A 14,296-nucleotide genomic window follows, 5' to 3' on the forward strand; every position below is an offset into this window, starting at 1 on the left:
TGAGAGCCTTACATACGAATTTAAATCAGAAGAAATCATCACATTTCCCTTCATTTTTCTGATGGCCTCGCTGGAACAATGTGGACGCCATTTTTTCCATAGTGCACGATACCATTTGTTGTTGGTGTGGAGACGCCTGTTTGGGGATCTATATAATTTCCAATAGGCTGTCCATAATTTATGCGTTCCTTCGAGCCTGGCGTTCCAACGGGAGCATTACCTACTTGTTGACCAGTCCCTAATTTGGAAAGCAATGAATCTGCGGAAACGGAAAGAGTACTCTTATTCAACCCTGCTTCAGACGCAATTTTATACTCATTCGTACCAGGAATATGCTTATTCTGCTGGCCCTTGTTAATTGATGTTTTCCCTTTACCAATCCCACCACCGCCGGGCAGTAGCTCGCCATCAGCCCCTTCAATCCCGATTTTCAGCATTGGATTGATATCAAAGATACCGGGCTTATCCTTGCTCAGCGAGTTATTCTCAACTGAATTTTTACCAGACTGCGCCCCTGTTGTCGTGCTTTTCGAATCCCCCCCGGCCAGATTACCTGCCAGCCCGGATGCAATAGTCGCAAGATTGCTGACTAACTGCCTGTCACTTTCATCCAGCTCACTGACGTGCTTGCCCGGATACATCGTTTTCAGTATCGCATTTGCAGCAAGCTCTCCTGCCGCTGCGCCAGCCGCTCCGGCTGCTACATTGTTCCCCTGCATAGCCGCCGCAGCACCACCCAGTATCGCATGCGCGATGGCTTTAGCCGCGATATCATCCTCGCTGAGGCCCGCCTTATGGCCTATGATATTGGCAAGCTCCGGTGCCGATGCCCCCGCCAGCGCCGCGCCAATATTACCGCCAGCCAGCCCTTGCAGAGCGCCTACTGCAGCCTGAATACCCCGCTGCACGTCACTGCCCGTACCGTATTTCGTCTGCTCGGTTTTATATGCCGCTGAGTTCCGTAGTTGCGTCTGGTATCTTGCTTTTTCTTCATCACTGGCGTTCACATCCGGCTCAGGAATGCCTTCCTTTGCCAGTGCTTTTTTACCCGCGTTCAGGCCATTTATCTCACCTTGCGTCCGCGCGATATCCGCCGCCTGGTTACCTATCTGGGCTATCAGTTGCACTTCTTGCAGACGTCTCTGCTCTTTTTCCTTGTCAAAAATAGGACTGATGCTGCCGTTTGCATGCTCCGCATCCCGGCTCAGACCGGCGACATCCTGCTTCTGGTTTTCCGTGTCGCGAACAGTTAACGTCCCCTCACTCACCGCCGCCTGCGTTGTTCCTTCCGCATGCCCGCTGCTGCCACCTCCGGCAATCAGGGCGTTCGCCAGATTACCCGCGAACTGTTGACCAATACTGCCTCCCGTACTGATCCCTCCCCCCTGGTGCTCCACTTTGTAATCTGCCTGATTGTGGATATCGCCAAAGCCCAGCGTGCCCGTATCCAGACTGTTTTTATCCGCTGAACCGGTAGAAGCAATGACCGCGCCATCCAGTTGGGTGTGCTTGCCCACAGTGATATCAAAGCCACCGTCTCCCGCGAATATCCCGCTCTGCTCCTGCACCGAGTCATAGTCGCTCTTCATCCTGTCGCGGCTGGCATTGATACTCGCAGAAGCCGTCCCCGCGCCGAAGGTATATCCCACTCCTCCGCTCACGCTGTTCTGTTTGCTATCGTAGTGGTCGCTGTCCTGCGTACTGGTAATCGTCAGATCGCGGCCTACATCTGCCGTCACTTGATTGCCGTTGACCTGCGCACCAGCAAGCGTAGTGTCCCGCCCGCTGTTTATCGTGACCTGATTACCCGCATCCACCGTGGTTTCATTCTGCCAGGTGCCGTTGCCTTTCTCACGCCCTTTACTGCTGTTGGCGTTCGCCGAGACGCTGATCCCCGCGCCACCAGAACCCACACCGATACCCACGCCAATACTGCCACCGCTGCTGCTGTTTTTACCGGTCGTCAGTTGCGTATCCTGCGAAGCGATAAGATTCACGTCACGTGTGGCATCCAGCACCACGTCCTTACCGGCCTTCACTTCACTGCCTGCAATAGTAATATCGCTTCCTGTGGACGTGATATTGACGCTGTTGCCTGCGTTCAGAGTACTTCCCGTCGTTGAATCCTGATCACTGTGGGAGGTCGATTTTGAGGACTGTGAGCCCAGAGAAGCACTGACACCTATCGTATTGGTATTGTCTTTAGCGGTCCCTTTCGCCTGATCCAGAGCCACAGCCTGCCCGGCCTGTACTCCGGAGAGAACTGCCTGCGTACCCTGCAGTGCCGCCAGTCGGGAATCGCTGCTTTGTTTTGCTCCCTGTGCTGCTGAAACCGCGCTGTTCACCGCACTGCCCGCAGCCCCCGACAGCGCCACCGTCAGTCCGCTGGTTTTCTGCTCAAACTTCTCATCACGTGTGCGTTTGTCATGACCCGGTTCAATAAGTACGCTGTCGCCGCGAACAGCAATATCTTTCTGGGCGATGATATCCGCGCCGCCGATATGTGCCTGCTGGCCTGCGGTGATACTGACGTTGCCCGCCGTTGAGCCGACAGTACTGAAGCTCTCACTTTGGGTGGTGCCTTTTTCGCGCAGATCGTGCGTGGTTTTGCTGCTACCGATGGTGAAGCCGATCCCGCCTGACCCCATCAGGCCGCTCTTTTTAGTCTCTTTAAAGCGCCATGAGGTATCGGTATTGGTGGCGGCAACGATATCCACATTGTTGCCAGCCCCCAGCGCCACATTGCCGTCACCGGCAACGGCTGAGCCCTGTACCAAAATGTTATTCCCGGCGGTGACAGTCACATTGTTCCCACTCAGCAGCGCGCCTTTTTCCCGCGTAGCGCTGTCTTCTTCAATCGTATGGGTAGTCTTTTTACTGAGGAATCCTTTTTTGGTTTTCGTGGTTTCCTGGTAGTGATAATCGCTCTCTGTGGCGGTCGTGAGATTCACATCCCGGCCTGCCGTTACGCCGATATCGGCCTGTGCCGTAACATCTGCTGCCTGTGCGTTTACATCACGCCCGGCAATAATGACGGCGTCGCCGCCGCTGGCAATTTCCGTTCCCTGCTGGCGTACGGCGTCATTGACTACGGTTTTCTTCTTCGCACGATAGCTGTCGCCGTCGGTCGTTGCTTCAGCCAGCAGGTTGACATCTCGCCCGGCCAGCAGACCGACATCATTCTCCGCAGCCAGCCCAGCCGCATGGGAATTAATATCCTGACCCGCTTTCAACACCAGATTGTCACCCGCTGAAACGGTAGTAAGGGAAAGCCCGGTGCTGTGCGATTCACTGCCCCCGTTACGGCTACTTTGCTGAGTGGTAGCTGCATTCAGATTGAGATCGTTACCCGCTGTTAGCTGAGCATTCCCTCCCGCTTTAACATCGCTGGCGGTGATATTGAGGTTATTCCCGGCATTGATACCGAGGTTACCGCCCGCGCTGATGGCGCTACCCTGCCAGTCCACTGACGACCGACCAGTCTCAGTTATCCAGCGTCCGGAGTGACTCCGGGCATCGTTAATCTGGTTGGCATTTACCGCAATATCCCCCCACGCATCCATCAGCAATGAGCCGCCTGCAGAGAGATTCGCGCCAGTAACAGTGATATCTTTGCCTGCCGAGAGCGACAATCCGTCCTGCGCGGTTATCGATGCCGTAGACCCCAGCAGAGTATCTTTAAAGCTCACATTGCGGTATTTGTCCCTGGCACTCACATCAATCTGTTCCGCCAGCGTCAGATTATTGATGTTGCCGCCCAGGCTTTCCAGCGCCACTGTTTTTCCGCTGATGGCGGAGCTGACGTTATTGATATCACCAATCGCGCTCAGGTCGAGGTTGCCCCCGGCCTGCATCAGACCATTGTTAAGGTTGTTAATACTGTTTTGGCTGTCGAGAGTGAGGTCGTTTCTCGCCAACAGCGTACTGCCGGAGTTGGTGATATTCCCGCTGGTAAGCTGAACATTATTCCCGGCAATGACGCTACCGTTGTTCACGGTGATATCTTTCGGCGAGAGATACAGCTTCGGTATCATTACCGTCTCACCGTTGACGGTGGCGGCTTCCCACCACAGCATGCTGTGCTCAAGGGACGCTATCTGATCTGCCGTCAGCGCCACCCCAAATTTCAGTCCCAGCGACTGCTGAGTACTGGCAGCGCTATCCATCAGATAACGCATCTGGTCAAGGTCAGAACCAATGCCGTTGATGTATCGACTTCCCGTCTTATTCAGCATGGCGTTACTAACATAGCGGGTATCGAACGCCGCATCACCGAGGAAACGGTAGTCATATTCAGGGTTCAGTTTGAGACGATCGAGCATATAGGCCGATCCCAGGAACTGGTTTTGATCGGTATACGCAATATTGGTTTCACGCGGCGCTTCGCCAGGTTTGATACCCAGCATTGCATTCAAATCACCAAACAGGCTGGGATCGAGCTGACCAAGACCATTCAGTTTCGGGTTAACGTTGATCAGATACGGGCTTTTCGGATCGTCGGAGACGACGAAATACCCGTTCTTTCCGGAAGGCAACGGATAAGCGCTGGTATCCACCGTTTTGCCCTGATTTATCCCGGCGGCATTCACGCCCTTCTCGCCTGGGTTAATCAGGCCATTGAGTTGGCCGAGGCTGGCGTTACCTTTCTGCGTGGTAGAAACAGGGTTGAGCGTAGCGTCTGATACGCCGCTGCTTTCCAGCGCGCCGCCGCCGTTAATCTTCTGCAATACGTCATGCAGTCGATCGTTCCACTGTGGAGAGCTGACACTTACCGTGTCATTGCCTGCCAACGCCTGCTTTTGCACCCCATTACTGATGGTTTGGTTGCTGAGGGTGTTGAGGGTAGGCACAGAAATAGTGATGCCAACTCCACTGTTTGCCGTGATGCTGGTATTACTAATGTCATTAGTGAACGTCGCTGTGATATTCCCACCCGCACTAATCACTGAGCGGTATGATTCACTATCAGCTGTAAACTCTTTTTTAATCCCCCCTAAAATATACGGAACCCCTATGTATTCGAAGCCATTTTTAGTGGGTAAAGCTGATATTCCGTAAGTATTAGTGGACTGATACCATTTACCGTATTTTGGAGAGTCCTTTAGTTTCAAAGGGGTTACATTGCAGTTATCAGAGAACCACTCACACCGGTATTCAGCCTCTTGATAAACGATTTCATGCCCAGCTTCGGCAGAAAGATTATTCAACGAATCTCCACTCAGTAATGCATCTCTGTCCGAAAGAACATGACTTGCACGGTTATCCATTATTGTAGCGTCGATAACAATGTCCCGACCTGCGGCAATACGTGCGGCATCCCCCGTAGCATTCGCTTCAACTATTAATTCACTTAATATAAAACGACGAATATCATTCCCAAGTAAAAGATACTTATATATATCGTGGCAGATCTGACTATTTCCGGCACATCTTTCCCCCCAATAGCTCCAGATAATATTCTCAGGGGACTTCAGCCATTCCTGCAAACTAAGCTCAACATCCGGCTTTTTCTTACCATCACCGATCGTGCTTGAAAATAAAAATGGTCCCGAAGGTAATGCATTAGAAAATTCCTGCTTTCTCTGACTGATAGTAAGCCCATCCCGCTGATTCAGCAGATGCCCGGTTTTGATGGTGATATCACCGTTCTGGGTTTCGATATTACCGGAGGTGTTGACCACTTCGCTGTTGGCATTTCCCGCCGCATCTCGCTGCATCCACAGATTGTTTCCCGCGAGGATATCGCCGCGCTGGTTGGTAATGGTGTTAGCATATAGCGCCAGATTATTTGCCGCGTACAACAGCGCCGTATTGACGATGGCACCTGGTGCATTGAGCGTCAGAGAGCCACGCGTTCCGGTGAAACCAGAGACTGAAATATTACCGCGACTGGCCAGCGTAATATCGCCGCCGCCCTGTAACGTTCCGGCGGTATTGAGCGCTACGCTGTCGCCGCTGAGATAACTGGCGCCGTTGCCAGTGGTGATTTGTCCATTATTGCTGAGCTGTCCGCCCGCCGTCAGGTTGAGCGATTGCCCCTGAAGCACGCTACGGTTGTCGATAGCGCCATCGCTGGTAATGGTCAGCGTTTTACCCGCGGCAAAAGCGCTTTGCACAGTAAAGTCATTCACCAGTTTCAGCGTCAGATTACCCAGCGCAACCACCTGCCCCAACGTACCCAGCCCGTGACTCTCAACGGACAGATCGCCGCCGCTGAACAGTTTCCCTGCCGCATTCTGATTAATCTGGCTGGCATTAACACTCAGTTGCGAGGTGCCCAACAGCGTACCGTTATTTGTCAGTTGCGTGTATTTCACCGCTAATTGACCGGCCTGCGCGGTTCCCAGGTTGGTAAAACTGGTCCCTGCAAGCGTGGCGCTGTCAGCCAGCCAGTTCCCGCTATTGGTGGCCGTTGCTGCATTCAGAATGAGGTTTGCCGCCTGTAACCAGCCTGCGCCGGAATACTGCGGCGTGGTCAGCTTCATTCCCGCGCCAGAAAGCAGTTTGCCGTCATTGAGTGCGCGAGTTGTGGCGTTAAGATGGGTCTCTCCACCGCCCTGCATTAAACCGTAGTTGGACAGCACTGGCGTAGAAAGCGTCAGCCCCTGGCGGCTGACGATCTCCCCGGAAGCCTGGTTTATCAAATCACCGCTCAGCGACAGCGTTGCGCCATTATCCCCTTGCAGTCGTCCGCTGTTGGTCAATGCGCCGGTCGTCATGCCCAGCGTCGCCCCCTGAATTTTGCCCTCATTGGTGACTGACGCCGCAGTCAGATCCAACGCGCCCCCGCTCAGCATACTGCCCGCTTTCTGCTGCCTGACCGCGCCGTTCATGGCAAGCGTAAACGCATTTACGCCGCTAATCGCCGCACTGTTATCAAGGGTTGTCCCCTTCAGCGTAAGATTTTTCGCCGTCCATTGCCCGGCGTTAGCCAGAGAAAGCGCCTGTAGCGTCGCGTTACCAAGGGCAGTAATTTTGCTGCCCGCCGCAGACGTCAGGTTATTTGCGAGCGTAAGCTGCAGAGCGTCGGCGCTTTGTATTGCCCCGTTGTTTGTCAGCGTTTGCGCATTGAGCAGAACAGACTGCCCTTGCCACACGCCGTTATTCGTCACCTCGCCAGAAGAGAGTTTCAGCGTCCCCTGCGTCAGCAGTGAACCACCTGCTGCGTTAATCAATTCCTGTTGCGGTGAAGCCATCGCCATGCGCGCCATCAGACGCTGACGAGCCTCTAGCGTCAGGCTTTGCAGACCGGTCAGCGTCCCCTGATTGTGGATCCGGTTTTGCTGCAGGGTCAGGGTATTTCCCTGTACCGTGCCACTGTTATTAAGCTGCACGCCGTCTAGCGTTACGTCGCTTTCGCTGAGCAGCTTGCCGCTGTTATCAAGCTGCTGCGCGGTCAGTGACATTCCGCCATGACTCATCACTTCGCCTGATGTAGTAAGGCCGTTGTTTACATCAGCCGTCAGATTACCCAGGCTTATCAGCGATCCTTTGTGCAGCCAGTCATCTGCGGTCAGCGTAAGTTGCTGCCCCTGCAGCGTTCCCTGCGTCGTGATAGTGCCGGCATTGACGCTCAACGCGCCGCCGCTCAGCGTACGGGACGTAATGCCCGTCGTGAGCACATCGCCAGCCAGCGCAAGCCCATTCGTCCCCTGCCACAGGCCTGTATTGTTTAACGTCGAGGCTGCAAGTGTCAGCCTGTCACCGGTAATACGCCCGGCGCTGTTGATATCATCAGCCGTAAGCGTCAGTGCGCCGCCACTTAGAATGTGTCCGGGGTTGGTAAGTCGCCCGGACAGCTTGCCTTCCAGGCCATGCAAACCGTTAAACACGCCGCTGTTATTCAGCGAGTCGGCAGTGAATGTCAGGGTATCGCCTTGCAGTACGCCGACGTTTTCCATCGCACCGGAATGCACCAGCAGCGCATTACCGGCCAGCCATTTACCTGCGGTATCCGTGATGAAGGTATTCGCAGAAACCGAGGTATTGTCGTTGCTCTGTACCAGACCGCTGTTACGGATTGATTTTCCATCCAGAGTGACACTTTTCGCCGCCAGCGTACCGCGGTTATCCAGGGATGCAGTATTCATCGACGCCCCCTGTTTCGCCACCATACTCCCCTGGTTTTCAACCGAGTTCGCCAGCGTCAGGTTCAGGGAATCGGCCTGAATATCACCTGCGTTAATTAATTTGCTGCCGCGCAGTGTGAAGTCGGTATTCGTCAGCAGCAGACCGTGGTTTTCCAGCGTGTCGAGGCCTAAATCCAACCCCGCGCCGCTAACCAGTTGTCCCTGCTGACCATTGAACAGATTGCGGGTGGTGAGTTGTAGCGCCGAATTACCCTGCACAATGCCGTTATTCACCAGCTCCGGTGCGGAAATGCTCAGGGATTTTGCAGCAATCATTTCGTCGTTAAACAACTGTGCCGCAGCCAACTCAAACAGGTTGAGACTGCGCAGCGATCCCTGATTATCCAGTCGCCCGTTAGCCTTAATCTTCAGACTGTCCAGTGCCTGAACGCTGCCGCTATTGCGCAGGTTATCCAGTCTAATCGCCGCGGTACGGCCCTCTAGTTGGCCATCATTTTCAAAACGCTTTCCGCTGAGCTGTAGATCTTCACCGCTGGTCACCTGCCCACCAGCAAGGTTTGTAAAGCGATTCCCATCCCAGGCGAGCGCCTGATTCCCCTGCAGGATCCCACTGTTGCTGAGATCGCCGTGTAATGCCAGCACCTTCGCTGCCAGCATTCCGCTGTTATTCACGCTGGCGGCATGCACGGTCATACCTTGTTGACTGAGTACTTTTCCCTGGTTAGTGAACGCGTCGTGTACTGTTGCCGTTACCCCCGTTTCACCCAACGCATTACCGCTATTTTGCCACGTATTTGCTTCCAGATTCAGCGTACCGCCCTGCAGCAAGCCAGTGTTGTGGAGAGTCTGATTCTTAAGACTTAATTCACCCACCGACAACACATTACCGTCGTTATTCACGTCCTGACTGTTCAGCGCGAGCGTATCGGCGGCCATGAGTCCGAGGTTATCTGTCTGCTGTCCGTGAACAGATAATGACGTGTCCGCCAGCAGGCGTCCCGCGGCTTCGTTTTTTATCGTCGCATATTCACTTTGCAGATTAACGCCGTTAATTTCTCCGCCGTTAACCAACTGGCGACCGTTGAGGTGCAATGAACCGTCGGTTGTAATCAACCCATGGTTGGCCAGATACGGTATATCCAGCGCTAGAGATGCTTTGCTGTAGAGTGAGCCGCCGCTGAGGTTTTCCAGTCTGTCGGTATGCAGGTTCAGCGCGGTGTTGCCCTGCATCAAACCGCTGTTCACGACATGCTGACTCTGGAGAGTTAACGTGTCGGCGATCAGAGAGCCGCTGCTGGCGAGTCCATCAGTTGCAATAATCGAGATGCGTTCGGCGCTGGCGCTACCGCTATGGGTCAGCGTTGTCCCACTGAGCGCCAGAGTATCGGCCAGCAGCTCTCCATGGTTATCAACTGACTGCTGCGCGCTGAAACCGACGCGTTCCCCAGTGGATTTCCCGCCATGACTAAGCCTGTCAGCCGTCACATCCAACGAACCTTTTGCCGCCTGTACGCCGTTCAGCGTCACGTTGTTGCCCGTAATCGCAAGGTCCAGACCGCTCTGCAAATGACCGTCTTTGCCAGTAGTCAACTGCTTTGCGCCGACATTAAGCGCACCAGCGGCATTAACCTGACCGTTCAGGTTAAGGTTTTGCGTAACGTTTAACTGTATGTCCTGTTGCCCGGCGATCAGCGAATCTTTCGCGGCGGTGAGGTTTTCAGCATTGACCGTTACTCCCTGGTTGCCAGAGAGGACGCCATGTTGTTCAACTGTCGCGGCCTGCACCGTTAATGTGCCATCAGAGAGCAACTTTCCACCATTACTCAACGTGGCATCAGCCCGGATATCCGCATCGTTTTTCGCGCTCAGGATCCCCTGCTGGTTCAGCGCTACCGTTTGTACTGAAAGCTGGCCGCCGCTCGCCAGCGTACCCATATTATCCAGCGCCCCGCTGTTGACCGATACGCTGTTACCCTGCATCAGACCTGCGTTGTTAAGGCTGCTGACAGAAACATCAAGACTGCCATTTGCAGCCAGTTGACCACCATTAACGAGGTGCCCACCAGAAAGGGACAACGCGCCTCCCGCATTGACCTGTCCCTGGTTGTTCATGTCGCTACCGGTCAGGCTTAATGCGCCCTTCGCATCGGCACGACTGGCGTTATTCAGAGCTATGCGCTGTGCCTTCAGCGTTAATCCGTTACCTGCTGAGAGCAATCCCCCCTGCGCCGACAGTTCGCCTTGACTGTTAAGGCTGACATCAGTATCACTCCCCAGCGTGGAACGGGTCAGCGCCAGCCCATTAGTACCCGTAACATGCATTTTTTCTTTACTGGTCAGGCTGCCGTCGGTGATTTTCAGCGAACCGTCACTGCGCAGCGAGGTGTTTTTCTGGCTAACCAAAGTGGTTGCCGCAATGGCTACATCCTGTTTAGCAGCCACCTGCAACTCGCCAGCTGCGGCAACCCCGCCCCCCTCGATCGTCACCTTGCCATCGCTGCCCAGTTGCACGCCTGCGCCGCTGGAGAGATTTGCATTCTGTAACGCTAACGCCCCGGTGCTGTTGATGACCATCCCGCTTCCGGTCTTATGACTGCCGGTCAACGTGACGCCTTCGCCACTGGCGGATAGACCACCATTTGCCAGACTGTTGCCGATCGTTAATTTCCCGTTAGCATTGAGGGTGATATCACCCTGACGGGCATTCAGATTCCCGAGGTTGACCCCCAGCCCTTTCTCGCTGGAGACCAGATGAATTCGATTAGCATACATGCCGCCTAACGCACCGGTGTCTACCGCAATTTTCGGTGCTTCCCCTTCGCCATTCAGCGGGCTCACCTGGCCATTCGCCGCCACGCGATTCGCGCCGGCGATAACCGTCAGATCCTTGGCGTGCAACGCAGCATTAATTTCCGTGGCACGGGCAATAATCGACACCGCATCGCTCTGACTACCATCCAGCCCCTTACCTTCGATGGTAATGCTGCCCTTGCTTACATCCAGCGACTGTAGGTTGCCGTTGGCATCCAACACGGGTTTACCGGTGGTCAGAGTGGCGTTAGGCGTGTTGATAAATCCACAACCATTACAGGTAATGCCATAGGGGTTGGCAACCATGACGTTGGCAGCTTTCCCCGCGACTTCGGTATAGCCCTGAAGCTGCGAACGGTTAGCGCCGGTAACTTCGTTGATGATCCCTGAAGCTTCCTTTCCCGGTTGCAGGTTCGGGTTATTCTGGATGATGCCGCCGAGCTGGGTCTGGGTAAATTGCCCGGTCGCGTTGTTGAGGATCAGCCCCTCTTTTCCCACGTTGTAGTCGTTATATTTATTGTGTGAAATCCCGGACTGGTTCGGCGTGGCAATATTCACCACCGGAACTCCATTGGCGGCTTTATCCATCTGCGTATTGCCTTCAGGCGTGATGGCGGCAGCCATCGCTGGGAGCAGTGGTTGGGTAGCCAACAGGAAACTCAACATGCCACTTAGCAAACGCTGGGAAAAACGAACCTGATCCTTTTTCATCACCCTTATTCCTTAAAATGCCACCGCAACGCGGTAATACACATTGAGATGATCCGGCGCCAGCCAGTCCGGATAGTTTACTGGCGTTCCTACGGTAAACTGACTGGAAAACCAGCGCCCTGAACTGGTTAATCCCAGCGCAGCCCCCCACAACGTGCCGGAGGCATAGCTATCAACGTTATCCTGTTTCAGCCAGCCGCCGTCGAATGCCGCTATCGCGCCAATCTGTCCCAGCACCGGCAGCGTAAATAGCGAATAATTCACTTCATTGCGCCAGTAGCCGCCGTTATCTCCAGAAATGTATTGTTCTTTAAAACCGCGAACGGAGGTTTCTCCGCCCAGCGTCAGGCGTTCACTTCCATAGAGTCGGTCTGGAGACCATTGAAAATACACGCTGCTTAGCCACCACAGTTTCTCTGCCAACGGGCGCTGGAAACTACCGCTGACGCTCCATTTGCGAAATTCCGCCCTTGGCACATCACCCTGTTTATCGTTGTCATCCTCTGCGCCAAACCATGGCACGCCCTGGGTGAATGAAGGGTTAAACGTCGCAACGCCGGAAGCAATTTTTTGCGTATGGTTGATGCCCAGCGAAACGCTGGAAAGCTTGCGACTACTGGTCTTCAGCAGGATATCGTTCAATTTGTTACGGTTAATTCGATGCGTCAATCCCAGCGATGCAGCGGTTTTGACATCACCATTGCGAAACAAAACCCAGGATCCATTCAGACGATGGGTTTCGCTATCTCCGGTGGAACGCCAGGCATAACCATTGTTATCAATCGTACTGAGGTAGTTACTCCAGCTGTAGTTGTAATCAAGCAGTCCGTAGCCGTAAGGAATACTCACGCCGGCCGCAAAATTCTGCGCATCTTTGCTGCTGGAAAAATCGCTACTGCGTCCGCCGCTAATAAACCATTTATCCGCCAGGCCGAGCATGTTATTGAAAAATAGCGCACCACTGAGCTGCCCGGTTCCGGTGCTCTTTTGTCCACTGTTATCAAAACTAACTGAGCCATTGAGTGGAAATTCAGGCGTGGCGGTGAGGTTAACTATTGAGAACCCCTGCTGACTGCCCGGCAAAATTTCAATTTCCACCGGCGTCTGGCGAACCCGGTTCAACTGCTCCATCCCCTGTTCAATGTCACGCAGATTGAGAATTTTTCCTTCCATTCCGGGAAAGGTCATCAGCAGAGTGCGCGATGGGACGCCTTCCAGACGTATTTGCTGCAATTTACCCTCAAGCACCGCAATGTGCAGCACCCCGGATGAGAGATCCTGTTCGGTTAAAAAGGCACGACTGGTGATGTAGCCTCGACTGATATACCAGTCGGAAATTGCATTTGTCAGTTCCGTAAGGCGGGGAATATTCAGGCATTGATTCACCCATGGCGCGGTAAGCTTTGCCGAGGCAGCGGCGGACAACTTCGTTGCGCCGTCAATATCAATACGCGAAATCATAAAACACGGCCCTTCAGTCTGGGCTGGCGTTTTCGGCGTTACGATTTCGGGTAGCGTAACGCTACGCTCCAGCTCTTCACGCTGGCGCTGGTTTTCATTAAGTCGCTGCTGCTGTTGCTGCTGAATGGTATTCCGATCCGCAGGAGAGAGTGGCGCCGCAGAAACAGTTGTGAACGGCAAAATTAACATCCCAATTAATATTGCCAACTTTCTTTCATCCCTGAACTTCACCCCACCCCCCATAAAAGTACGAAAGCGAACTTGACTGTAAAGCACAGCCGATCCTTGTAAAAAAGCACAAAATGTAAACAAAAGTAAAGACATTAAGTGCTATTTCACTTCATTCCAATTGCATTTTAGGATTTCTTATGCTCTTAAGTTAAATTATTCTTACTCTGTTGACCTAATCCCATCGCAAATCGCCCATTTACCCACATTAACGATCTGGACAATACGCTACGATGACGCCACTCGCATCGTGCTAACAGACACACCTCCCCGGCACTAAATAAGCGGAATCCGCAATACCTGGAAATTGTACTATTATCGCTTAACTTAATTGTCGTAAAGTAATAGCGTTAAAAAACATGGAATAATTAGAAATGAATACCAGCATAATTAAACCTTCCGCGATCGTTCTTTTCTTCCTTATTCTGGCAATACTCAATGGTTTTATTGCAACCCTGGGTTTATTCTTGTCGATTTATACCCTGTGTAAATTTCGTTCCGACGAATACAGCCCATATCAGTATTTTTTAGCAACCACCTCCCTTATTTTAACAATTATGCCTTTTGTTTTAATAGTTCTCACCAAAACAGATGGGAAGGATTACTCTGAGCAAATAGATCTAGCGGTATTTAACAGCTCATCCCCTGAAACCTGCCCTACCATTAACGAGCACTTTCGTGACAGGTACGACACTGTTATAAAAAGAATCCCCTCTGCTTGTGGAACCGAGCGTATCAAGGATGTTGAATATTTGTCGAAGGGACTCTACATTACTTTCTATTCAGCAATTTTTTCCCCTGTCTCAGTCGCCGCATATTTCCTCCCACAACCAGAAGTCGTCAACACATGCCAAAAATACGTAAAAGAGTATGCTGAAATATGCTCTCCAATAAAAGGTTCAGAACTGGATCAAACAATAAATAAAATCCTTGAACTGAAGTTCCGGAATGTTAAAACAGCCACTGCAGAATAATATCAGGAGAAGGGAACGCTT

3 protein-coding genes are annotated in these 14,296 nt (G+C 53.0%); 1 reads left to right on the forward strand and 2 read right to left on the reverse strand.

Annotation, left to right across the window (positions count from 1 at the left end):
• Nucleotides 1–50 precede the first annotated feature (50 nt).
• Both KQJ19_RS11945 and KQJ19_RS11950 read right to left on the reverse strand, forming a co-directional pair.
• On the reverse strand, nucleotides 51–11,612 hold the full coding sequence (locus tag KQJ19_RS11945; protein ID WP_216403681.1) for a hemagglutinin repeat-containing protein: 11,562 nt from the start codon (nucleotides 11,610–11,612) through the stop codon (nucleotides 51–53).
• 12 nt (nucleotides 11,613–11,624) lie between these two features.
• A complete protein-coding gene (locus tag KQJ19_RS11950; protein WP_233628785.1) occupies nucleotides 11,625–13,262 on the reverse strand; it encodes a ShlB/FhaC/HecB family hemolysin secretion/activation protein in 1,638 nt (545 codons plus the stop codon).
• Nucleotides 13,263–13,675: 413 nt separating this feature from the next.
• Between KQJ19_RS11950 and KQJ19_RS11955 the strand changes: the two genes are divergently transcribed.
• Nucleotides 13,676–14,275 (forward strand): hypothetical protein, encoded by a 600-nt coding sequence (locus KQJ19_RS11955; RefSeq protein WP_103928957.1) that lies wholly within the window; start codon nucleotides 13,676–13,678, stop codon nucleotides 14,273–14,275.
• The last annotated feature ends 21 nt before the right edge of the window (nucleotides 14,276–14,296 follow it).

Source organism: Citrobacter sp. S46_ASV_140, assembly GCF_018919545.1.
Classification (GTDB): domain Bacteria; phylum Pseudomonadota; class Gammaproteobacteria; order Enterobacterales; family Enterobacteriaceae; genus Citrobacter; species Citrobacter braakii.